Raw genomic sequence first — 22,961 nt, 5'->3', positions numbered from 1 at the left:
TTCCGCGAGCCGCCTCGCGGCCACGAAGCCGTCACCACCGTTGCTTCCTGGGCCGCATAGCACAACCACCGGGCATGGCGTCCAGCGCTTTGCGATCTCGAACGCCACCGGACGGCCCGCGTTTTCCATCAAAGTGATGCTGTCGATGCCCGAGGCCACCGTGAGACGATCCGCTTCACCCATCTGTTTTGCGCTGAGGAGTGCGGTTTTGGTATTCGTCATGATTGGCGGTGACTCAAGGTTTAAGCCTAGCGATGCGCAGCGCTCAATGGCTCGTGAACTCCAGCACCACGCGCGAAGGAACGTCGCCATGGGCCAGCCGATGGAACACGTTGTTGATCGCCGATAGCGGCTGCAACTCGATATCCGCCTTCACCTTTCCGTCCGCGGCAAAGGCAAGCGCTTCGGCCATGTCGCGTCGATTGCCGACGAAGGAGCCCTTGATCGTGATGCAGTTGGCTACCACGTCGAACAAGGGAGTCGGAAATTCGCCCGGCGGCAAGCCCACCAAAACACAAGTCCCGTGCTTGCGGGTCATGCCTACACCCTGCTTGAACGCCCCGAGCGACGGTGCGGTAATCAGCACACCATGAGCGCCGCCGCCGGTGGCCTTCTTGACAGCTGCGATCGGGTCTTCGTCCTTCGCGTTGACCATCACGTCCGCGCCCAGACGTTTAGCGTGTGCGAGCTTGCCATCGTCGATGTCAACCGCGCACACGTGCAAGCCCATGGCCTTGGCGTACTGGATACCCAAATGACCCAAGCCTCCGACACCTGAAATGACAACCCATTCGCCCGGACGGGCCTGTGTTTCCTTGATGCCCTTGTATGACGTGATGCCGGCGCAGATAAGCGGGGCCGCATCCCGGGCGGCCAGATGCGCCGGTATGTGCGCTACGTAGTTGGGGTCTGCGAGAATGTAGTCTGCGAAGCCACCGTTTTTCGTGTAACCGCCGAACTGCGCTTCCGGACACACGGGCTCGTGCGCCGCGAGGCAATATTCGCAATGTCCACAGGCGGAATAGAGCCAGGGTACACCAACGCGGTCCCCTTCTTTCACGGCCGTCACCCCCGCGCCGATAGCGGTGACAATGCCGATACCCTCGTGGCCCGGAATGAACGGCAAGGTGGGCTTCAAGGGCCAGTCTCCGTTTGCCGCATGCAGATCGGTATGGCAAACGCCACAGGCCTCGGTCTTGACCAGCACCTGCCCCGTCCCGGGCGTTGGAATGTCGACTTCCTTCAGCACCAGTGGCTTGCCGAACGCTTCGACAAAAGCGGCTTGCATCTTGCTTTTCATGATCTTTCCCTCGGTTAAAACGTGTCTGGCGCTTTACGCCACTGCGGGCAAATTCAGGCCTCTGACCGCCTCGATCATCTTGATGAGCACCGTCTGCGCATCGCCATACACCATGTCGCAGTTGTCGGCATAGAAAAGGGCATTGACAATCCCGGCATAGCCCTTGCCTTCCCCGCGCTTGATCACGAATACTTTCTTGGCCTGATCAGCATTGAGGATCGGCATGCCATAAATAGCGGAGGATTTATCAGTACGCGCGGCTGGATTCACCACGTCATTGGCGCCGATCACAAGCGCCACATCGGTGCTCGCGAACTGGTCGTTGATGTCCTCCAGTTGAACAATCAGGTCGTAGGGCACACCCGCCTCGGCCAGCAGCACGTCCATCTGGCCCGGCATCCGGCCGGCAACCGGATGGATTGCGAACTTGACCAAGACGCCCCCTGCCTGCAGCAGTTTGACGAACTCGAAGAGCTTGCCCTGGCCTTGCGAAACTGCGAGGCCGTAACCCGGCACGATGATGACTGACGCCGCATAGCGCATCGCGATGCCTGCGTCGCCCGACTGCATTGGCTTCAAACTGCCTTTTATCTTCCCCTGCTTGTGCTTCGCCACTTCTCCGAAGTTCGTAAAGACCACGTTGCTGACGGAGCGGTTCATCGCCTTCGCCATCAACAGCGTCAGCAGCATACCGGCCGCGCCCACCACCATCCCCGCGATCATCAGCGCCGGGTTTTGAAGCACGTAGCCCTCGAGCCCAACCGCCAGGCCCGTGAAGGCATTGAAGATGGAGATCACGACCGGCATGTCTGCACCGCCGATTGGCAACGTCATCAGGATGCCTAGCGCCAATGCACAACCAAAGAACAGGTAGATCGTAGTCGGCATGGCCAGCACCAGTAGAGCCTTGTCCGCACTCGCGACCACGATGTATACGCCGACCGCGACGGTAGCGAGCATCAACAGCGCGTTGAAGGCTTGCTGTCCCTTCACACGAAACGGCTTGTTGATCACCCCGTCGAGTTTGGCCCATGCGATCAGCGAGCCCGACAGCGACACGGCGCCGATCAACGCTCCCAGCAAAGTGACGATGAGCTCGGTCTTGCCTTGCGCCTTGTTGCCGAACAGCTCCACAGCCGCAATAGCGCCGGCCGCACCGCCGCCCATGCCGTTGTAGATCGCAACCATCTGCGGCATGGCCGTCATTGCGACCTTACGGCCGCTCCACCAGGCCGCGCCTCCGCCAAGTCCCAGCGCGAGCACCGCGAGGCCTATGTTGACCGGCAGGTTGGATCGCGCAGCAGTGCCGACGCCGAAGGCGTAGAGAAAGCTCGCGAGCACAGCCACGGCCATGCCGATACCGGCGACGAAGATGCCCGAAGGCGCCGTCACTGGCGATGACATACGATGCAGGCCATACAGGAAGAGGAAGGCCGCCGCCAGATCAGCCGTACCAATGCCAAGTTGTTCAATGAGAGTTAGCATGGCGGCGTCCTCACTGCTTCTTTGCGTGGATAGACTTCACGCGAGCGGTCTTGCCGTGGGCGGCATGCTTCGCGGGAGGGCCGCTTGTCTTGAACATCGCAAGCATGCGGTCGGTAACGGCGTAGCCACCCGCGGCATTGCCCGCACCCAGCAGCACGGCGAAAAAACCAATCACCTGCTCCTGCACCGTTGATGCATTCAGCAGCGCATAGATCCCGCCCACCACCACGATACCGTGCACGAAGTTCGAGCCCGACATCAAGGGCGTATGGAGGATAGCCGGCACGTGCCCGATGATCACCCAGCCCGCGAACGCGGCAAGCATGAAGATGTAGAGGGCGACGAAGCCTGAGATACTAATCTGGAAGTCCATGCGTGTGTCCTCTGTCGGCTCGTGATGTCTAACTGGATGTGGCCGGTGTCGATTTTGCCGGCCGTGCAGCCGGCGCGTCCGGTCTTGCGGCTTTGTCTCCTTTGTCTTCTTTTTTGCTCGCGGAAGCTTTGTTCTCGCCCGCATGCGTGAGAACCGTCTGGGCAAGGATTTCGTCGCTCCAGTCGATTTCGATCACGTTGTCTTTCATGATCAACGCAAGGAGGTTGTACTGATTTTTCGCATACAGTTCACTCGCGTCCTCACCAAGCATTGAAGGTACGTTGAGCGGAGCGACAATCGTCACCCCTCCCAATTTCACCGTCTCGCCGGGGCGCGTGTCTTCGCAATTACCGCCGCCCTCGGCTGACAGGTCCACAATCACGGCGCCGGCCTTCATGCCAGCAACCTGCTCGTTGCTGATCAGCTTAGGCGAAGCCTTACCTGGAATGGCTGCCGTTGTAATGATCAGGTCCGCTGCCTGAATATGTTTTGTCAGTACCGCCGCGACCTTGGTCTTTTCCTCTGCACTTAGCTCGCGGGCATAGCCGCCTTTTCCGCGCGCGTCGACGCCGGTGTTCACGAACGTGGCACCCAAAGAAAGCGCCTGCTCCTCCGTTTCGGGGCGCACGTCGTAGCCTTCCACGATCGCACCTAGCCGGTGAGCCGTGGCGATCGCTTCAAGTCCCGCCACGCCCATTCCCATCACGAGTACATGGGCCGGCCCGAGAGAGCCCGCCGCACTCGTGATTTTCGGCAGCACGCGCGCCAGATGCGTGGAGCCAAGCTGTACCGCGTAGTATCCGGCGAGCGCCGCCTGGCTTGAGAGCGCGTCCATTGCTTGCGCGCGGGTAATGCGCGGCACTCGCTCCATCGCGAAGCAGGTGATCTTTTTCTCGATCAAACGCTTCACCAGTGCAGGCTCGTTGTGCGCATAGATGAAGGAAACCAGGATCGAGCCCTCCTTCATCGCATTGATCACCTCGAGCGCGGGTGGTTGAACGGCAAGTACAACGTCCGCATCCTTGACCAATGCGCTCCGGTCAGCCATGAAGACCACGTTCTCGAAGGCCGCATCGTCCAGGTCGATGGCCGCCCCTGCGCCGGTTTGCATGTGCAGTTTCGCACCCAGCTTGATCAGTTTAGGAATGACGGCGGGAACAAGCGCCACCCGGCGCTCGTGTGCGTGTGTTTCCTTTAGCACGGCAACGTTGATGTACATGTCGGAGTTTCCCGTGGCGAGTCGTGGTCAGGCCGGAGCGTTCAGATCAGCGGTGCGAACCAGCTTCTTATTGACGAACTCCTGAATCCCCATGTTGCCAAGCTCCCGCCCGTAGCCGGAATACTTGATGCCTCCGAACGGCAGTTCGGCGTCGGACCAGTCAATGTTGTTGATGAACATCATCCCGGTGTCGACCTGGCTGGCCACACGCTTACCGCGTGCCTCGTCCTTGGTGAAGACGGAGCCGCCCAATCCGAAGTCGGAGTCGTTCGCAAGAGCAATCGCGGCGGCTTCGTCTTTGACGCGGAAGAACGAGACGACCGGGCCGAAGAACTCGTCACGAAAGGCCGGGTTGTCAGGCTTGATATCGGTGAGGATCGTCGTTTCCATGAACGAGCCGGGCCTGTCGATGCGCTTGCCGCCCATCACCAGTTTCGCGCCGCTGGCCACTGCGTCGTCAACTTGCTTGAGCAGTTGTACCAGCGCCGCTTCGGTCGACAAGGGACCGTGCGTGGTCTTCTCGTCCATTGGGTCGCCCGGTGTCAGGGCCGAGAGAGCGAGCTTGAACCTCTCCAGGAACTTGTCGGCGATGGAATCGAGAACAATGAATCGCTTTGCCGCGCAACAGGTTTGGCCGGCGTTGTACATCCGCCCCCATACCGCCCATGGAATGGTTTTCTCGAGGTCAGCATCGTCGAGCACGATAAACGCGTCGCTGCCGCCCAGTTCCATCGACGTCTTCTTGAGGTTCTGTCCGGCTTGGGCCGCAATACTTTTGCCTGCCGCGACACTGCCGGTCAACGCCACACCCTTGATCCGCGGATCGTCGATAATTTTCTCGGACTGTTCATGCGAGATCAGCAGGTTGGTGTAAGCGCCTTTAGGTGCACCTGCGTCGATCCAGAGCTTTTCGAATGCAATAGCGCATTGCGGGACGCAGCCCGCGTGCTTGACCACCAACGTGTTTCCCGCCATTAGTTGTGGTCCGGCAACACGTGCAAGCTGATAGAACGGAAAGTTCCACGGCTCCACGCAAAAGAGCACACCAAACGGGCTGCTTTCCATGTGGGCTGCGCCGACTTTAGGATGTAGTTTGGTTGGTGCCAGGAACTTTTCAGCATGCTCGGCGTAGTAAGCAAGGATGTCGGCGCTGAACTTCACCTCACCACGTGCTTCGTCAATCCGCTTGCCCATCTCCAGCGTCGCCAGCTTCGCGAAATCATCGACGTGGCCGCGCATCAGTGCGGCGGCCTTCCCTACGATCGCAGCGCGCTCCGCGTAGGTGGTGTGCTTCCAGGTCTGGAAGCATGATTCGGCCGCAGCGAGCGACTGTTCCAGCTGCGAGTTGTTCAGTTGATCAAAACTCTTCAGGACTTCACCGTTGCTCGGGTTAACGCTTTGGTAGGCCATATCTTGCTCTCTTCAGGTAGAAGTGTTCCGGAGGTCAGGGAGATGACATCAAGTGTGCTTGAACATTTTTTATGATTACATCAGTAATACTAATTATTAGTGATTGAGATGTTAAATTCGGGCTTAGTGGAGCCACGCTACGCACGACGTGGCCGCTTCGACAACGCGGCATCTTTCGACGTCGACTCTTGAATTGATGCTCAATCATAGGCTGTGTCGACACCGAAACCAGCCTCGGAAACTACTCAGTACAATTGCGGGCTTACCGGCAATGCGCAACGACGTGAATTTGGGCGCGGCACCGTACCATTTAAGCCGTAGAGCTTATTCAAAAAATCGCCCATCCTTGCTAGCTCAGCTGTGCGCGAAAGAGTCGCCTAATATTTCGTCTCGTTCCGCGGAATCCGATAACAAAAAGTCTCGTCGGGCCTCCTCAATCACTCGTCTCGCGTAGGTATCTTGAGGGTCGTGATCCTCATTCTTCATATCCCAGTTCCGCGCTTCAGCGTCGGGCGAATGAGGTGTTGGCAAAGAGACGAAAATCTGCGAACCGTCTCCGGGCGCGGGAGACTCTTGAATCAAGCGTCTGAGCACTTCCTCGCGAATTTGTTCGGCAGTAAAAACTTGCTTTGGCATGACAGTCTCCCGAGATTCACGCATTGAGTAAGACGGAGCCGATTCAAGCATTGGGCCGAGAACCCCGCCCAGAAGCGGGATCAGCGTGCTCGCTCGTCGCTTCCTCTGTAATGACCCGATACAGTTGAGAAAATTGTTCGTCCACCTCGCCATCAAAAAGTGGGTCCGCCTGCCCCTGGAAACCAATGTCTTCGATCGCGTGCCAGTCTTCTTCGTCGAGGCTCTTTCTGGCTGCCGGGAACAGCGTCAACTCCTCGATGGCCATGTTGTGCCGGAGTCGCTCGGCATAAAGCCGGACCCGGATGTCGACGAGCTCCTGCGACATATTCTCTCCCCGGGTTGCCGCCTCCAAATCCCTCAGCAAATCGAGTCCATCCCGGATCAACTTCGTGTGTTGTGCCTCGATCTCATGCCCGAACTCGACCGGGAGCGCCTTCTTTGCCAGCAACCTCTCGACCATTCGATCCTCCAGCACGTGATGGCTCACGTCGGGAAAACGCGTCAGATAACAAAGCGCATCGACCAGCAATCCGATATTTGGCGCAGTTGCATCAGTCCGGAGATTTGATTGGTCGTTGAGCAGCCGCACCACTTTTGTGAGCCTCGAATGTTCCGTAATCAGCCTTTCAATAACATTGGACATGGCGCGCCATCCCCTATTCTTCGTTTTCTGTCTGATACGACAATGGAAGCTTCGCCCGCACGTAGCGGACAATTCCAGCAACATGCTTGATTGTTTTCATCGGACGGGTATGCCCCCTCACGTTACGCATCGGATAGGGCATCAGGTATCAGCCTCGACAAACGGTCGATCGAGACATCGCCTGTGTTGCCGTAAGCGTTGCACTCGCTCGAAGCCTCAGCGTGAACACGAGCTCATAAACGTCCCTGTCCTCGCCCTCACAATAGCGCCGAGTGCCCAACAAAGGCAGACTCGGAAACTACTCAGGCCGTCGTCCAACAATACTTTTGAATGAACAGTTTTCGGCCTGCGTAAGACCGTACAGCATCGTGATTCACAGCTTTTCCAGCACCATCGGCACGAGCGATTCCTCGGCTCGGGGCCTGCAACATAAGCGCAGGTTTGATTGCTGGATCTTTGCAAGACAAGCGGATGATCTGGCCGTCTCCGGTTGCGAGGTCGTATGATTTCGTTACGTTGGATTCGGCAAACTAAGTAGTTTCCGATCCTGCCTAAGCGATTCTTTGGGGATTACATTGGTCAGATAGGACCGCGATGGCTTCATCGTTTGGTCGTGGGAGGTGCTGTCCTGCACAGTGCAAACGCGTCAACCTATAATCATAAAACTAGGAGTACAACCATGGCACTACCAATTTGGGGCATCTTGGGTGGTATGACGGCATTATTCTTCTCGGCTCTTTTTTTGCGCGGGCAGAAAATGCTCGAACCTCGCAGAGCACTGTCCAAGCATAACGGCACAAAATAAGACCGACTATGCGGAGCATGAAATTCCCTCAATCTACAAAGCGGAAGTCGTACCGGGGATGGTCCGCGAGCCTCCTTTGTCAAGGTCGCTTGATGTGCTCAACCGTTGGGAAAACGGCTGAGCAATGCCGCGCAGCCTGAGAGAGCGTCGTCTCTACCGCCCTCTTCGCTATCTGCGACGCAGGCTCCTACTAACTACTGGAAGACGGGTCGTCGACACTATTGGCATTCACCAACTGGGCCGCAAGTGCGAGGCGAGTCAAAGCCGGCAGAGACCTCGAGCCGGTTTTCTTCATGATCAACGCCCGGTGATTCTCGACCGTACGCTGGCTGATGCCAAGGTCCGCTGCGATGATCTTGCTAGGGCAGCCCGCAAGCACGAGATCCATTATCTGGTGTTGTCTCGGTGTTAGGCCCGAGATGTGACTGGCCGCAGCTTCACGCCAAGCAAAGAGCTTTTGCGAATTCAGTGACTGTTCAAACGCACGCCCGACGCTTTCGAGTAACTCGGTCGTGCCGATCGGCTTTTCAATGAAGTCTGAAGCGCCTTCCTTCATGGCCTGCACCGCCACTCGTACGTCGCTGTTTCCCGTGATCATGATTGCGGGTAACCGGTCTCCCCGGTAGTGCAATAGCTTGAGCAGATCGACACCTTTCATACCGGGCAAGTAGGCATCCACAAGCAGGCATGCCTCTCGTCCCGGCTTGTAGGCTTCCAGGAACGCCTCACAGGACTCGTAATCTTCGACGGTGCGGTCGTCGTCTTCAAGCGCCTGCCGAATTTCCGTGCGGACATATTGGTCGTCATCGACTATGTATACGACGGACGATGTCTGCCCCGTCGACCGCGCGACAGGCTCTGACGCCCGCAGCGGAACTGGATGACGCGAAGTATCCATGAGACCTTCGATCGCCTTGATGAGGTCCCCTACCTTAACCGGCTTGTTAAGGTGCAGGCATTTCCCTTGCGCAATGTCGCGCAGAGTCTCCAGCGATATGTCACCCGTCAAGATGATCGCCGGAATCTCCCAACGGGCGATCTTGCGAACGCTGGCAACAACCTGGAGCCCATTCATGCCTCCAGGCAGGTTGTAGTCCGCCAGGATGAGGTTGGGTCGGATGACGTTCTGTAACACGAGTTCCAAACCCTCGACACCGTCGGATGCCGTCCTCGCGTTATAGCCCTCTGCCTTGAGCATCGACCCTATTAAGTCTCGAACTTCAGGGTCGTCCTCGATGACGAGTATCGAGCCATTGTGCGCGTTCGGCTCCGGCGTTGCGACCTCCGCAACGGGCTCGCCATCGTGCTTTGGAGGCCCACTCGTTTCGGGCGGCACAAGCGCGACTTCAATCGAGAAAACAGAGCCCTTGCCAGGCTGAGAGCGCACCGTCACTTGATCGCCGAGAAGATCAGCCAGACGATTCGCTATAGACAGGCCAAGACCCAAACCCCGGCTGCGTTCCCGCGCCGCGTTGTCCAACTGATGGTATTCATCGAATATCGCCTTTAGCTCATCGTTCGGAATACCAATACCTGTGTCCCAGATTTCGATGCGCAGTCTATCGCCTTTGCGGCGGCAACCTAACAACACGCGCCCCCGCTTGGTGTACTTGAAGGCGTTGGACAAAAGATTACGAATCACCTGCATCAGCAAATGCGGATCGCTTCGAATCAAAAGACTACACGGGGCAACGCGGAAAGTGAGGTTCGACGGGAGCGCGCGGTCGTTGAACTCATCCTTCATTTGATCAAGAAGCTCGCCAATCGGAAAACTGGCCAGCTCCGCATGAACGGTTCCGGCTTCGATCTGGTTGATGTCCAGCAACGCGTTCAACATACCGGACATCGAGCTCAGTATATGCTCGAAACGCTCGACCATCTTCTTGGCGGCGTCGCCTTGCACTGCGTTAGCGAGGGAACCTTGCAGCAGGACAAGCGCTTGCAGCGGCTGGCGCAGGTCATGGCTCGCCGCAGCCAGGAATCGCGACTTCGCATTATTGGCTTGGTCTGCAAGCCGTTTGGCTTCCCTCAACGAGGTCTTTACTAACTTACGTTCGGTAATGTCCGCAAACGTAATGACAACGCCCTCCACCCGGCTGTCCTCCGTTCTATACGGCGAGATCCGACGAATAAACCAGACACCGGTTTGCGTCTGTATCTCACGCTCGGAGGGGACCGACGTGCGCAGTACCGTGCGTGTGTCGGCTAGCAGATCGTCTTCCGGAGCCAACGACCTGAGATCTCCCAGTGGCCGGCCTATGTCACCCGGGAGGACATTAAACACCGATCTCGTCGCCGGCGTGAAGAAACGAATATTGAGTTGCACGTCCAGGAAAAGCGTTGCTACCTCGGTGCTATACAAGACATTCTGGAGATCGTTGGAGGTCGTGCGCTGCCGCTCCAGCGTCTCTTGTAGCTGGCTGTTGAGCGCAGTCAGCTCTTCGTTCAGCGCTTGCAATTCCTCTTTAGAGGTCAGCAACTCCTCGTTAGTCGATTGGTATTCTTCGTTAACCGACAACGCCTCTTCGTTGACCACCTTATGGTCCTCGCTGATTATCTCGAGGCTGTGAATTGCACTCGCCAGTTCCCCTTTGGTCGCCTCAAGCTCGCTCTCAAGCTCTGTAAGTCGAGGCACGTCCTCCGGTGAAGTAGTGACGGCCTTCCTGTCATGATGGTCATGATACGGCTCGTCGACAAAGCAAACCAGAAACATTTCCTCTCCGTCGTTCGAGACAGGCTCGACGTCGAGTTTGAAGCCCACAACTTGGCCGTTCAGCTCCGTCGTGCCCCCGGTGACGATCACGCGCGCATTGGATTGCTTCGCGCGCTGGATGGCGAGCCGGAGCCTGCTTCGCACGTCCTGGGACGCCATTGCCAAGATATCTTGCGTGGGAGGGCCCGACGCGACATGCAGATACCGGTTGGTGGGTCCGACAGAATGGATGCATTCATGGTCCCGGTTGATCAGGACGGTCGCAGGTGCATGCGACTGGATGACCAGTCGTCGACACAGCTCTGCCATGGCGGATTGGCGCGAGACACCGTGGCCCTGCTCTTGCCGGGAGGCAATGCGGACCGCATTGGTAGAATTCATCGAAAAGCCGACGTTGTGCGATCGGCCGCGACCGGTATGCCGATAAATTCGCTCTGACTTTGAAAGAATCTCGAAACGGCCGTCAGGTTTTCCGACTGTCTCTGCACTGCCGAGGAGAAGAACGCCGCCGTCGCGCAACGCGAAGTGGAAAAGGGATACGACCTTCGTCTGGGCCTCGGGATTCAGATAAATGAGCAGGTTGCGGCACGAGACCATGTCAAGCCGGGAAAATGGCGGATCCACAAGCACATCATGAGCGGTGAACACCACCAACGACCTCAGCTCGGCCAACACCCTATAGGTGTTACCTTCCTTCATGAAAAAATTAGCCAATCGAGTTGGCGATACATCCGCCTCAATGGTTTCCGGATACAGGCCTTCGCGGGCCTTGATAAGCACATCCGGATCGGCATCTGAAGCAAAGACCTGCAGCTTGATGCTTCGCCTCGAGGCCTCGATCTCCTCGAGAAAAAGCATGGCAAGCGAATAGGTTTCCTCTCCGGTGCTGCACCCTGCGATCCAGATGCGGATGTCCTGACCTGGCGCATGATTGCGGACAAGCTCGGGCACGACCGTTTTCGCCAGTAAATCAAAAACCTTCGGATCGCGAAAAAATTGCGTGACGTTAATCAGGATGTCTTTGGCGAGAAGTTCCAGTTCGGCAGGGTCGTTCGCGAGAACCTCAATGTAGCCCGCCATGTCGCGCGTCTCGACTGCCGCCATTGCGCGGCGGCGCTCTATTCGACGCTCCAGCGTGCCGCGCTTATAGAGCGTGAAATCGTGATCGGTTCTCGTGCGCAACAACTCAATTATCGGAGCCAGCCAAGCCGGCCCGGCGCCCTCGTTTGAATCTTCGTCAGCCCGCTCTCTGCCTGGAGTTCGCCGTCGGTATTCCATGAGCGCTTCCGGAATTTTTGCTAGCGGCAGCACCCGGTCCACTGCCCCGGTGGCAATCGCGCTCAGTGGCATTCCGTCGGATCCCGCTTCGTGAGGATCCTGGGCAATGATCATTCCACCTTGCTCCTTGAGCGCCGTCAGGCCGAGACTTCCATCCGCGCCGGTTCCCGACAGGACAACGCACGCAGCCTGTGGGCCATACTCTTTCGCGAGTGAATGCAGCAGGAAGTCAAAGGGCAGCCGCGCGCCGTGACGTGCTTGTGGAATGAAACTGCGTAACACTCCGTTGGCGACGGATAGATACGTACCCGGGGCAATAATGTAAAGGTGTTCCGGCTCAACCAACATACCGTCTGCCGCTTGCATGACGGTCATCCGTGTATGACCGGTAAGCAAGCTCACCAACAAGCTTTCGTGAGCCGGATCCAGATGCTGTACAAAGATCCACGCTGTCGCGGTTCTCGGCGGCAACGCTTCGACAAGCTTACGGCACGCGTCGAGCCCGCCTGCCGATGCGCCGATCCCGACGACAAAAAGCTCGTCGCTCTTAGCAGCAGGACCAGCGTTTGAAAGTGGCTTGCGCTTCGACCTGGGTCGAGAGAGGCTAGCCTGACGAACGATACTTGCAGGCATCTTGTGCATCCGGAGAGAATTGTTTCGAAGCGGCCAGCGCTCCTCGAGCCTTCAGGCTCACAAACGCAAGCCGTCAGTGTGCGTAAGTGCAGATCGCTGGCATTCGACGATCACCCCAGGCAGAAAGCCGTAGCGACCTTGCTAGTTGACAAACAGGTCGATATGCGCAGATATGCGGGATCGGAGAATAATCACGCGATTGCAGAAACCAATCGGGATTCCCCTTGGATGACGCATAAACCAAGCCTACATCAGCGTATGTTTGCGGATTGAGGAGCGAATGCAGATGGGTACCCACGGAGCAGCCCCTGCATTCAATTCATTCATCGTACTCGCCTATCTCACTGCTGTCGCGGTCTTAGGTGTCAGGTTAGCGTGGCGGGTCGAAAATCACGCGGCTGTACGCCGCTTCATTCTTGCTGCCGATCTAACAGACTGCTCCGTTCACTCTGAATCTCAATGCGACGGATGTCTATTTTTTCTGTGCTTCATTCACAATTGAAGAATCCTCTAGAAGAAATATCCCCGTTGGGAGCAAAAAAAATCGACAGATTAGCTGATCGCAAGATCGACGCGCGAATTTGTTCCGCAAGTATCACAATCTCTCAGCGCTATCTGACGACGGAAATGCCGCTTTCCATACCGCAGCTATGATGATCCGGTCCCGTTGCAGTCGAAAGGGTCGGAAACTACTCAGGCGCATTTTTATCGGTCAGATCCAACGTTTGTCGCCATACATGTGACGACAGATTTGCGGATGCCACTATCTCTGGCGCGCTGCCTCCAGGCTCGCGACGCAACCGCGAACTCCCCGCGCCACTGGCATTCAAGGGTTCCCACACCGACGGGCTTCCATTCTGCCAAATGAGAATGCGCTCCTGCTAACGGTTCTGAGTACTTTCCGACTCTACCGTTTTCTTTATCCAAGCGTGATCATTCCGAACACGGCCACCCCATAGTTGCCCGAGATGCGGAATCGCGCACCACCAATTTTATGCTCTTTAGGATCCCGGAAAATGCGCTCGTTAGTAAGCCCCCTTACATTGAAGGCACACCATCGCATAGTGAAAGCGCTCGTAGCGGCGAGTTGCACCGCAGTGGCCCTTCTTTCGACCTGTGCCCAAGCAGAGAAACCAGCCACAACGTGTCAGGCCGCCGCCAAGGTGGGTTCAGGTGGATTGTCCACATTGCCTCGCGTCATCGTTTTAGCAACGGGAGGAACGATCGCAGGGCAATCCGACCCTCGCGCCGCCGACGCATACAACGCAGGCAGTGTCGGTGCCCAACAGCTCATCAGGGCTGTTCCGGGGATTGATAAGTTAGCCCGTCTCTCGACTGAGCAAGTCGCATCGATTGGTTCGCAGGATATGAACGACACGGTCTGGTTTCAGCTTGCACGACGCATTCAACAGATTTCCGATAAGAACGAGGCAGATGCGGTGGTCATCACGCACGGCACGGACACACTCGAGGAAACTGCCTTCTTCCTCGACAAGGTTCTCCATACCGACAAGCCCGTCATTCTTGTCGGATCGATGCGCCCGTCCAATGCCATTAGTGCGGATGGACCAAACAATCTCTATGAAGCCGTCGAAGTTGCCTCCTGCGACAAAGCGAGCAGTCGAGGCGTCATGATTGTCCTCAACGACAGGATCGAAGGTGCAAGGTGGGCAACGAAGACGAACACCACTAGCGTGCAAACGTTTCGGTCTCCGGACAGCGGATCGATAGGCTATGTCGACCCGGCAAGTGTGCGATTCATGACCAGCCAGCATGCGCCTCATTATGCAGGGCTAGCCCTGCCTGCAGCGGGGACGTTGCCAAGGGTCGAGATCATTTACGGACATAGCAATATGGACGGCGTGCAAATAGACGACGCCGTCGCCAACAACGCGAAGGGCATAGTTTTAGCGGGTGTCGGCGATGGAAACACATCGATAGCAGCGCTTGCCGCACTTGAACGAGCAGTCAAGAAGGGCGTTGTAGTCGTCCGCTCGACGCGCGTTGGATCCGGATTCGTGAATCGCAATGTCGAAGTTGACGACGACAAAAGCGGTTTCATCGTCTCACTGGACTTGAATCCTCAGAAGGCGCGCATTCTCACGCAGCTTCTCATCGCTAACGGGGTAACGTCCGCCGCCCAAATGCAGCAGCAATTTTCAGCCACCTGGTAACGCCTGCTCAGGGCACCATCAGCGGCAGCCGGACAGCCGCAGCGGCGAGTCACGATAGCAACTCGCCCTCCCCCAAACGATCAACGACAGCCACGACTCTCCGGAAAAAATAGCAATGGAAATCCTAAAACACTTGTTCACAGAGGAGCCGCTTCTCGCGCTATTTGCGACGATCGCGCTTGGCTATCTGGTCGGCAAGATCAAAATCGGAAGCTTCGTGCTGGGCGGTGTCGCCGGAACGCTTCTGGTGGGCGTGGTCATCGGCCAAATGAACATTCAGATTGACGCAGGGATCAAGGCAATCTTCTTTGCATTGTTCATCTATGCGGTTGGCTTTCAGGGCGGTCCTCAATTCTTTCACGCGCTGAACAGACGGTCGTTGAACCAGTTGGCGTCTGCAGTCGTCATGTGTGTTACAGGACTCCTTTGCGTTCTCGTCGCAGCGTGGGCTTTTGGGCTCGACCGGGGAATGGCCGCGGGACTGGCTGCCGGCGGCCTGACGCAGTCTGCAATCATTGGAACAGCTGGTGACGCCATCAGCCGGCTGGGGCTGGCGCCGGCAGTGATAAAAACCATGCAAACCAACGTCGCGGTCGGATACGCCGTCTGCTACATTTTTGGCTCGCTTGGCCCAATCATCATGGTGACATGGTTCTTGCCAATGGTGATGAAGTGGGATATCCGGCAAGAAGCGGTGAAGCTCGCCAAGCTCATGTCGGGCGGCAAGGCCGAACTCGACCCGGGGCAATTCAACGCTATTACCTCGGTCAATACACGCTTCTTTGAAATCTCCAAAGCAAGTACCGCTATCGGGAAAACCGCGCTGGCGATCGATACCGAGCTTTCGGATGCAGCGGTCGAAGCAATCTATCGCGGGGGCAAAGTGCTCGATGTCACCGACACGGCATTGGTCCAGGTTGGCGACAGCGTCGCGATCAGCGGCGCGGTGGGAGTCATGGACGCTGCTTCCAGCATGCTTGGTCCTGAAGTCGTCGCGCCGCCCGACATGGCAGTCGTGCTTGAGAGTCGAGAGATCATCCTGACCAATCGTGAAATGACTGGCCGGGAAGTAGGCAAAATGCATGACGACATAAATGTCGCCACCCGTCACGGTGTTTTCCTGACCGCGGCCAAGCGCATGGGACGCGACCTGCCCTTGCTGAGCAACCTTCAGTTGAAAACGGGCGATGAATTGCATTTCGTCGGCAGCTCTGCCGATCTCAACCGCGTACAGCCGAAGATCGGCTACAAAATTACGGCTGCTTCCGTTACCGACTTCGTATTCTTTGGCCTCGGCATGATACTTGGAATGCTGATCGGACTGATCCAGTTCAAGCTCTGGAGCGTGCCCGTGTCGATCGGAAGCGGCGGCGGCTGCCTGCTGTCAGGCTTGCTCTTTGGCTGGCTGCGCAGTGTCCATCCGAAGTTCGCGGCGTTACCGATCGGGGCCTCGAACTTTTTACGCGACTTTGGGCTTGCCGTCTTTGTTGGAATTGTCGGAATTGCGGCAGGTCCCCAAGCACTGGTCGCGATTCGGCAATATGGTTTGACCCTGCTGCTGCTCGGCGTCGCCGTCACCCTTATCCCTCAGATCGTCACGTTCTTTTTCTCCTACTTCGTTCTACGCATTCGAAATCCAATTGAAGCACTGGCGTGCGTCGCAGGCGGTCGCAGCGCGAATCCCGCGTTTGCGGCATTGCTATCCAAGGCGGGCAATGCCACGCCGGTCGTTTCCTTCACCGTCACCTACGCCGTTGCCAACGTCTTCCTCACGCTGTGGGGACCGGTCATTGTCGGCATTATTTCGAAAAACGCAAGCTAAAACTTTTAAGCGAGACCATCATGGCAGAGCAAGACTATAGTAAATTTTCTGGTCTGAGCCCGTTCGAACTTAAGGATCGGCTCATCGAAATTGCTTCATCCGATGCACAGCGAATCATGCTGAACGCGGGCCGGGGGAATCCGAATTTCCTCGCAACATTGCCGCGTTGGGCGTTCCTGAGCCTGGGTGACTTTTCCCTGCGAGAATCGGAACGGTCATATTCCTATTTAAACAGCGGCTTCGGCGGTCTTCCCGAACATGACGGTATCGTGCAAAGGTTTGAAGCCTACGCTAACGATCATCGACAGAGTGACGGCGTTATCTTCTTGCGCTCCGCAATTTCCTATGTCAAAGATCAGCTCGGCCTCGATCGTGATTCGTTTCTCTATGAAATGGTGAGTGCATTCCTCGGCTGCAACTATCCCACGCCGCCGCGCATGCTTAAACACACGGAACAGATCGTCAAGGCGTATCTCACTCAGGAAATGTTCGGTGCACAGCCGAAGAGCGGGGACTTCTCCCTGTTCGCCACAGAGGGTGGAACGGCCGCGATGGCCTATATCTTCCAGACGCTTCACGAGAATGGCCTGATTCAGGCTGGAGACAAGATCGCTATCGCAACGCCGATTTTCTCGCCCTACCTAGAGATTCCCGTCTTAAGCGATTACCAGCTAGAGGTAGTCGACATCCGGATGGACGAACACGCTGACTGGCAATTCCCGGAAGCCGAGATCGCCAAACTGAAGGACCCGGCTGTCAAGCTCTTCTGCCTCGTCAATCCGAGCAACCCACCGTCGACAAAGCTATCGGATGCCTCGCTGGATCAGTTAGCGGGGCTTGTCGCCAGTCATCGCCCGGATCTGATGATTATCACCGACGACGTCTACGGGACGTTTGCAGATGACTTCGTTTCCCTGTTTGCCAAATGCCCACACAACACGCTTTGTGTGTACTCGTTTTCCAAGTTCTTTGGCGCGACGGGTTGGCGCCTGGGCACCATTGGCGTACATGACGACAATGTCTTCGACGCATCGCTTGCAAAGCTGCTAGAACCGCAGAAACAACTGCTCGACAAGCGTTATTCCACGCTTACGACTGAACCTCGGGCACTGCGTTTCATTGATCGTCTGGTCGCCGACAGTCGCGCCGTCGCATTGAACCACACAGCGGGGCTCTCTGTGCCGCAACAGTTGCAGATGGCTCTGTTCGCGCTGAACGGACTTATGGACCGGGACCATCACTACAAGAATTCGGCCAAACAACTCATACGCAAGAGGCATCAAACGCTTTACCGCGAGATGGGAGTGAAGGTGGAACGGGATGCTAATGACGTCAATTATTACAGCTTGATCGACCTCCAGGAGATCGGCGGCAAGCTCTACGGACCCGCCTTCGAGGCGTGGTTTATCAAGAGCAATCTCGGAACTAACTTCTTGTTCCGTCTCGCAGAAGAGACAGGCGTAGTCTTATTACCTGGGAACGGCTTTGAAGTTGTCGATACATCGGCCAGGGTATCGCTCGCAAATTTGACCGATATCGAATATGCAGCGATCGGGAAGTTTACTCGACAGATCTTGAACGAATACCGAGAAGACTACGAAAAGGCAGTGAAGCGCTAGTACACCGCCGATTGGCATGTTTTTCCCGGAACCACCAGACGGCGGTTCACTTCGTCACACGATTTGCGGCCGGCGAGCGACATGGTCGCAAGTCGTCGCGGGCCGCTGCCTGAGTAGTTTCCGAGGCTGGCGTTGCGGCGCGTTCAAGCGCTACGCTCGTCTATGGAAACCGTCACGCAACGCCCGCATGCATCGAACGCCGCGGCCGCAAGCGTTGTGTATTACCGAAGCGAGAACACCGTGTATAAGCGCATTCTGGTCGCAATAGATGGAAGCGAGACGTCGCTCCTGGCGCTCGACGCAGCCCTGCAGATCGCTCGGGAAGCCGATGCCGAACTGCAGCCCGTCTACATCATCGACGCACCCTTGATGGCCTACGACGCCCTAGGCTACGACCCGTCGATCCTGCGCGACGCGTTGACCAAAGAAGGAACACGAGTAACGAACGCGGCGCTCGAGAAGATGCATTTGCAAAAAACCAGAGGCGTCGCGCGGATCGCTGAGGTCGATCTGTATGGCGACGGCATTGCACAACGCCTGCTGGTCGCGGCGGACGAACTGAAAGCCGATCTTGTTGTTATGGGTACCCACGGGCGCCGAGGTTTCCAGCGGCTCTTGCTAGGAAGCGTTGCCGAGCGTTTCGTCCGAATGGCAACGTGCCCAGTCCTGCTCGTTCCTGCCCCCCATCCGGGCGCCCTCGACTCCGCAGCGCCTGCTGCTGCGAAATCCATCGAACATCCGGTCTGATTGAGTAATCGTGGCCGGCAGCCTTTCAGGAAGTGACCATCATGAATCCCATCACCCTGTTCCTTGCGTTGGTACTGCTACTTGCCGGGCTGGCGACCGGCGAATTTGTAAGCGTGTGGCTGGCACCGCTGTTCTTTGTCGCAGCCGTGCTCATCTTCCTGTCCGTGAGGGTCGCGAACGTCTGGGAAAAATTCGTGGTGTTGCGCGTTGGCAAATTACAGGGCGTCAGGGGACCGGGGTTCTTCATGATCATCCCGGTAATCGATACCGTAGTTGCCGTCATCGACGAGCGCATCCAAACCACCTCGTTTAATGCCGAGCAGGCACTCACGAAAGACACGGTGCCGGTGAACGTCGACGCGATCATTTTCTGGCACATCCACGATGCGCAAAAGGCGGCATTGGCCATCACCGACTATCGGCAGGCGATCGACCGGGTAGCACAGACATCGCTACGGGAAATGATCGGTTCATCGATGCTGTCGGCGCTTCTGTCGGACCGACGAGCAGCGGATGCCCAGTTGCGGGACGAGATCGGCGCCAAGACGGCTGCATGGGGCGTGACCGTTGGCTCTGTCGAGATTCGTGATGTGGCGATCCCGGTGGCATTGCAGGACGCCATGTCGCGCCAGGCGCAAGCCGAGCGCGAAAAGCAAGCTCGCGTAATTTTGGGTTCGGCGGAAGCGGAAATTGCGGCGAAGTTTGTCGAGGCGGCAAAGGTGTACGAGACTCAACAGGGAGCGCTGCAGTTGCGCGCGATGAACATCATTTACGAAACGACCAAAGAGCGCGGGGCGACCATCCTCATGCCAACGTCGATGGTCGACAGTCTGAATCCGCCGCTCGCGCTTGCGATCGCCGGACGTGATCTGCCCGGCGCCGAAGTCAAGCCGCTCATCAAGACGGCTGCGTAGCAAGTGCCTCTTCAATGCCGGCCGCCGTTGCATCGATAGATGTCCCGGCATTGCCGGCGATCATTGCCTCGATGTCGCTCAACGCACCAATGACCGAGCGCCGACCCGTGCGGCTTGCAAAATCGCACGCCGCTTCGACCTTTGGCGCCATTGATCCAGCCGAGAAAGCCAGTTCGCCAAGCGCTGCTGGATTCGCACGCGCGACCAAGCGCAACGACGGCTTGCCCCAGTCGAGATAAACCCCTTGCACGTCAGTCGCGACGACGAACAGATCCGCCTTGAGTTCCGCCGCGAGCATCGCAGCGCTGCGGTCCTTGTCGACCACTGCCTCGACACCCCGATGCCGCCCTTGTGCGTCAGCGACTACCGGAATCCCACCACCTCCGGCGCAGATGACCACACAACTGTGTTCGAGCAACCAGCGTACAGGCTCTATCTCGAGCATGCGCGCCGGCTTTGGACTCGGTACGACACGCTGTAACTTGTCTCCCTGTGCCGCCAGGGTCCAGCCTTTCCCCTGCGACGCCACCGCCGCTTCGGCAACCGTGTACCTGGACCCGATCGGCTTGTCGGGGTGTTCGAAGGCCGGATCGGACGCGCTCACTTCAACCATGGTCAGCAAGGTCACGCAAGGCCGTCCTGCAGGCAGCAGGTTGCGCATTTCCTGCTCGATCATGTAACCGATCATGCCTTCCGTTTCCGCATCGAGGACATCGAGCGGGAAGCTGCCCGCCTGCAGCGCGAGCATGCCAACCTGTGGTCCGTTGCCGTGCACGATCACGAGGTCGTTGCCGGCCGCTGCCTTCGCGAGTTGTGCGGCAGCGATCCGCACGTTGTTGCGCTGTGCTTGCGCGCTTACCGCTTCGCCATGCTTGAGCAACGCGTTGCCGCCCAATGCAATTACCATCAGCATTGCGTTCTCCTCACTCGGCCAGCGTGGCGACGAGAATTGCCTTGATCGTATGAAGGCGGTTTTCTGCCTGCTCAAAGACAATCGATGCGTCCGACTCGAATACGTCGTCTGTCACTTCCACGCCATTCAGCAAGCCGTATTTATCGCCGATCTGCTTGCCGATCTCCGTCTTGGTGTCGTGAAGCGCAGGCAGGCAATGCATGAACTTCACGCGCGGATTGCCGCTGGCCGCAAGCAAGGACGCATTCACCTGGAAGGGCAGCAGCTCCTCAATCCGTTCACCCCATTTCTCGAACGGCTCACCCATCGATACCCAGACGTCGGTATAGATAAAATCGACACCCTTCACCGCTTCTGCCGGTGTTTCCGTTAGTGTCAAACGACCTCCGCTAGCCGCCGCGAACGTGCGGCACTGCGCGATCAGGTCGTCGTGCGGCCACAACCGGCGCGGTGCACACAGGCGTACGTCCATGCCAAGCTTCGTGCCCACGATCATCAACGAATTGCCCGTGTTGTTGTGGGCATCGCCTATATAACAGTAGCTGATTTCGTGAATGGGCTTGTCGCTGAATTCGTGCATGGTCAGCACGTCGGCGAGCATCTGTGTCGGGTGGAACTCGTCAGTGAGCCCGTTGTACACGGGTACCCCTGCGTACTTGGCGAGTTCGTCCACGATCTCCTGCCCGTAGCCCCGGTATTCGATCGCGTCGTACATGCGGCCAAGTACGCGGGCAGTATCTTTCATCGACTCCTTATGACCGATCTGGGACGCGCCTGGATCGATATAGGTGACATGGGCGCCCTGATCATGAGCCGCAACTTCGAATGCGCAACGCGTACGAGTCGAGGTCTTTTCGAAGATCAGCGCAATGTTCTTGCCCACCAGACGCGCGATCTCCGTGCCGGCATATTTGGCGCGTTTAAGATCCCGCGACAGATCCAGCAGGTAGCGAATCTGACGCGGTGTGTATTCGATCAGCGTCAGGAAACTGCGGTTATGTACATTGAACACGATGAGATCCGGTTGAGAATTAGGGGGGATTCAGGCGTCGATAGCGTCTCGCTCGATCGGGCAACTGAGGCAATGCGTGCCACCCCGTCCACGTCCGAGTTCCCCGCCCGGGATCTCGATGACCTCCACGCCCGCCTGCCGCATCTTGCGATTGGTGTAAGTGTTGCGGTCATACGCGATCACCATGCGCCGGTCAAGCGCCAGCACGTTGTTGCCATCGTCCCATTGTTCACGCTGGGTTTCATATGCATCTCCGCCAGTCGTCAGGATGCGCAGTGAACCCACCCCGAGGGCATTGCTCACGACCGTCAGGAACTTGGCGTTATGGCGTTCATAGTGGATTTCGCCGGGTGCATCACCCGGATACAGGCTGGTGCAGCGGATCTCGTCGGCGACCTCGGGATAGATGCTGACAAAGTCGATATCGAGAAATGAAAACACCGTGTCCAGGTGCATCGAGGCGCGCCGCTTCGGGAACTCGCAAGCGATCACCCGCTTGGCGCCGCCGCCCGCAAACAAATGCCGCGCGACCTGCGTGACCGCTTGCGGACTCGAGCGCTCGCCCATGCCGATCAGCACCACGCCGTTGCCAATGGACATGACGTCACCGCCTTCCATGGTTTCCACGCCGAAGTTGCGATCCGGGTCGCCCCACCAGGTGTTCACCTTACCGGCGAAGCGCGGATGAAAGCGGTACACCGCGGCGACCAGCAATGCTTCCTTGCGGCGCGCCGGCCAATACATCGGGTGAACCGTCACGCCGCCGTAGATCCACGCGCTCGTGTCGCGCTGGAAGATCAGGTTCACGAGCGGCTGGATCACAAAGTCCGATTGCTCCAGGTAGCCGCCAAAAAGGCCGCGGGCGTCGAAGGGCATTTCGGCCTTCGCCACGCCGCCGACCAGCACCTCGGCCAGTTGTGCCGCCGGCATCTGTTCGAGCCACGCGCGCAACTCCTTCAGCATCCCCGTGCCGACTTCCTCCTCGACAATGCGTCGATCGAGAATCCAGTCGCGCGCGACCGGGTCGCCGCAGATCGTTGCGAGCAGATCGTGAAACTCCAATACTTCGATACCCCGCTCGCGCATCGCTCCCGTGAATACATCGTGGTCTTCGATCGCCTTGTCGACCCAGATGACATCGTCGAACAAAAGGGATGCCGCGTTGGCGGGGGTCAACCGCCGGTGTGCAAGACCCGGACGGCAGACCATCACCGTGCGCAGCTTGCCCGCTTCCGAATGAACGCCTAGAGCCATCAGTGATTCCC

General features: G+C 57.6%; 17 protein-coding genes. 5 read left to right on the top strand and 12 right to left on the bottom strand.

What is annotated here, in order from left to right:
* From ACRXB1_RS02725 to ACRXB1_RS02685, 9 genes are all read right to left on the bottom strand, one after another.
* Positions 1 to 222 (bottom strand): NAD(P)H-hydrate epimerase (locus ACRXB1_RS02725; RefSeq protein ID WP_449491014.1); only part of this gene is annotated, 222 nt, incomplete at its 3' end.
* A 43-nt stretch (positions 223 to 265) separates the two neighbouring features.
* Complete coding sequence (locus tag ACRXB1_RS02720; RefSeq protein WP_449491013.1) at positions 266 to 1,300, bottom strand: zinc-dependent alcohol dehydrogenase; 1,035 nt, start codon at positions 1,298 to 1,300, stop codon at positions 266 to 268.
* A gap of 33 nt (positions 1,301 to 1,333) precedes the next feature.
* A complete protein-coding gene (locus ACRXB1_RS02715) occupies positions 1,334 to 2,785 on the bottom strand; it encodes an NAD(P)(+) transhydrogenase (Re/Si-specific) subunit beta (protein WP_449491012.1) in 1,452 nt (483 codons plus the stop codon).
* Between the two features lie 10 nt (positions 2,786 to 2,795).
* Positions 2,796 to 3,158 carry an NAD(P) transhydrogenase subunit alpha gene (locus tag ACRXB1_RS02710; protein WP_075357217.1) on the bottom strand — a complete coding sequence of 121 codons (363 nt, stop codon included), beginning with the start codon at positions 3,156 to 3,158 and terminating at the stop codon, positions 2,796 to 2,798.
* A gap of 28 nt (positions 3,159 to 3,186) precedes the next feature.
* The gene (locus ACRXB1_RS02705) at positions 3,187 to 4,377 is read right to left on the bottom strand and encodes an NAD(P) transhydrogenase subunit alpha (protein ID WP_449491011.1); all 1,191 of its coding nucleotides are present in this window, start codon (positions 4,375 to 4,377) and stop codon (positions 3,187 to 3,189) included.
* 27 nt (positions 4,378 to 4,404) lie between these two features.
* Positions 4,405 to 5,787 (bottom strand): NAD-dependent succinate-semialdehyde dehydrogenase, encoded by a 1,383-nt coding sequence (locus ACRXB1_RS02700; RefSeq protein ID WP_062001837.1) that lies wholly within the window; start codon positions 5,785 to 5,787, stop codon positions 4,405 to 4,407.
* Between the two features lie 354 nt (positions 5,788 to 6,141).
* Positions 6,142 to 6,423, bottom strand: a complete 282-nt coding sequence (locus tag ACRXB1_RS02695) for a hypothetical protein (RefSeq protein WP_449491010.1) — start codon at positions 6,421 to 6,423, stop codon at positions 6,142 to 6,144.
* A gap of 43 nt (positions 6,424 to 6,466) precedes the next feature.
* Entirely contained in the window at positions 6,467 to 7,066 is a 600-nt protein-coding gene (locus tag ACRXB1_RS02690; RefSeq protein WP_449491009.1) for a hemerythrin domain-containing protein, read from the bottom strand.
* 995 nt (positions 7,067 to 8,061) lie between these two features.
* Positions 8,062 to 12,495 carry a CheR family methyltransferase gene (locus tag ACRXB1_RS02685; protein ID WP_449491008.1) on the bottom strand — a complete coding sequence of 1,478 codons (4,434 nt, stop codon included), beginning with the start codon at positions 12,493 to 12,495 and terminating at the stop codon, positions 8,062 to 8,064.
* A gap of 1,064 nt (positions 12,496 to 13,559) precedes the next feature.
* Between ACRXB1_RS02685 and ACRXB1_RS02680 the strand changes: the two genes are divergently transcribed.
* The 5 genes from ACRXB1_RS02680 to ACRXB1_RS02660 all read left to right on the top strand — a co-directional run bounded on the left by ACRXB1_RS02680 (position 13,560) and on the right by ACRXB1_RS02660 (position 19,771).
* Positions 13,560 to 14,669 carry an asparaginase gene (locus tag ACRXB1_RS02680; protein ID WP_449491007.1) on the top strand — a complete coding sequence of 370 codons (1,110 nt, stop codon included), beginning with the start codon at positions 13,560 to 13,562 and terminating at the stop codon, positions 14,667 to 14,669.
* Between the two features lie 115 nt (positions 14,670 to 14,784).
* A complete protein-coding gene (gene aspT, locus ACRXB1_RS02675; protein WP_449491006.1) occupies positions 14,785 to 16,491 on the top strand; it encodes an aspartate-alanine antiporter in 1,707 nt (568 codons plus the stop codon).
* Positions 16,492 to 16,511: 20 nt separating this feature from the next.
* Positions 16,512 to 18,110, top strand: coding sequence for a bifunctional aspartate transaminase/aspartate 4-decarboxylase (locus tag ACRXB1_RS02670; RefSeq protein ID WP_449491005.1), 1,599 nt, complete (start codon positions 16,512 to 16,514; stop codon positions 18,108 to 18,110).
* Between the two features lie 162 nt (positions 18,111 to 18,272).
* On the top strand, positions 18,273 to 18,857 hold the full coding sequence (locus ACRXB1_RS02665) for a universal stress protein (RefSeq protein WP_449491004.1): 585 nt from the start codon (positions 18,273 to 18,275) through the stop codon (positions 18,855 to 18,857).
* A 41-nt stretch (positions 18,858 to 18,898) separates the two neighbouring features.
* Positions 18,899 to 19,771 (top strand): slipin family protein, encoded by an 873-nt coding sequence (locus ACRXB1_RS02660; RefSeq protein ID WP_449491003.1) that lies wholly within the window; start codon positions 18,899 to 18,901, stop codon positions 19,769 to 19,771.
* On the opposite strand, the gene ACRXB1_RS02655 is transcribed toward ACRXB1_RS02660, so the two are convergent.
* The 3 genes from ACRXB1_RS02655 to ACRXB1_RS02645 are packed head-to-tail and all read right to left on the bottom strand — an operon-like array spanning position 19,755 to position 22,950.
* Positions 19,755 to 20,684, bottom strand: coding sequence for a carbamate kinase (locus ACRXB1_RS02655; RefSeq protein WP_449491002.1), 930 nt, complete (start codon positions 20,682 to 20,684; stop codon positions 19,755 to 19,757). The two genes, ACRXB1_RS02660 and ACRXB1_RS02655, sit on opposite strands and share 17 nt — an antisense overlap.
* Before the next feature lie 10 nt (positions 20,685 to 20,694).
* A complete protein-coding gene (locus tag ACRXB1_RS02650) occupies positions 20,695 to 21,699 on the bottom strand; it encodes an ornithine carbamoyltransferase (RefSeq protein WP_089161061.1) in 1,005 nt (334 codons plus the stop codon).
* Between the two features lie 27 nt (positions 21,700 to 21,726).
* Positions 21,727 to 22,950, bottom strand: coding sequence for an arginine deiminase (locus ACRXB1_RS02645; protein WP_179258310.1), 1,224 nt, complete (start codon positions 22,948 to 22,950; stop codon positions 21,727 to 21,729).
* Between the last annotated feature and the right edge of the window lie 11 nt (positions 22,951 to 22,961).

The sequence above is a fragment of the Caballeronia sp. M23-90 genome, assembly GCF_053574605.1.
Note: the sequence above shows the minus strand (reverse complement) of the source record. Positions and strands in the feature narration are given on the sequence as shown.

What these genes read in the sequence shown, in the direction of transcription:
- ACRXB1_RS02720 (WP_449491013.1), bottom strand. Translation starts at nt 1,300, where the DNA reads ATGAAAAGCAAGATGCAAGCCGCTTTTGTCGAAGCGTTCGGCAAGCCA.
- ACRXB1_RS02715 (WP_449491012.1), bottom strand. Translation starts at nt 2,785, where the DNA reads ATGCTAACTCTCATTGAACAACTTGGCATTGGTACGGCTGATCTGGCG.
- ACRXB1_RS02710 (WP_075357217.1), bottom strand. Translation starts at nt 3,158, where the DNA reads ATGGACTTCCAGATTAGTATCTCAGGCTTCGTCGCCCTCTACATCTTC.
- ACRXB1_RS02705 (WP_449491011.1), bottom strand. Translation starts at nt 4,377, where the DNA reads ATGTACATCAACGTTGCCGTGCTAAAGGAAACACACGCACACGAGCGC.
- ACRXB1_RS02700 (WP_062001837.1), bottom strand. Translation starts at nt 5,787, where the DNA reads ATGGCCTACCAAAGCGTTAACCCGAGCAACGGTGAAGTCCTGAAGAGT.
- ACRXB1_RS02695 (WP_449491010.1), bottom strand. Translation starts at nt 6,423, where the DNA reads ATGCCAAAGCAAGTTTTTACTGCCGAACAAATTCGCGAGGAAGTGCTC.
- ACRXB1_RS02690 (WP_449491009.1), bottom strand. Translation starts at nt 7,066, where the DNA reads ATGTCCAATGTTATTGAAAGGCTGATTACGGAACATTCGAGGCTCACA.
- ACRXB1_RS02685 (WP_449491008.1), bottom strand. Translation starts at nt 12,495, where the DNA reads ATGCCTGCAAGTATCGTTCGTCAGGCTAGCCTCTCTCGACCCAGGTCG.
- aspT (WP_449491006.1), top strand. Translation starts at nt 14,785, where the DNA reads ATGGAAATCCTAAAACACTTGTTCACAGAGGAGCCGCTTCTCGCGCTA.
- ACRXB1_RS02670 (WP_449491005.1), top strand. Translation starts at nt 16,512, where the DNA reads ATGGCAGAGCAAGACTATAGTAAATTTTCTGGTCTGAGCCCGTTCGAA.
- ACRXB1_RS02665 (WP_449491004.1), top strand. Translation starts at nt 18,273, where the DNA reads ATGGAAACCGTCACGCAACGCCCGCATGCATCGAACGCCGCGGCCGCA.
- ACRXB1_RS02660 (WP_449491003.1), top strand. Translation starts at nt 18,899, where the DNA reads ATGAATCCCATCACCCTGTTCCTTGCGTTGGTACTGCTACTTGCCGGG.
- ACRXB1_RS02655 (WP_449491002.1), bottom strand. Translation starts at nt 20,684, where the DNA reads ATGCTGATGGTAATTGCATTGGGCGGCAACGCGTTGCTCAAGCATGGC.
- ACRXB1_RS02645 (WP_179258310.1), bottom strand. Translation starts at nt 22,950, where the DNA reads ATGGCTCTAGGCGTTCATTCGGAAGCGGGCAAGCTGCGCACGGTGATG.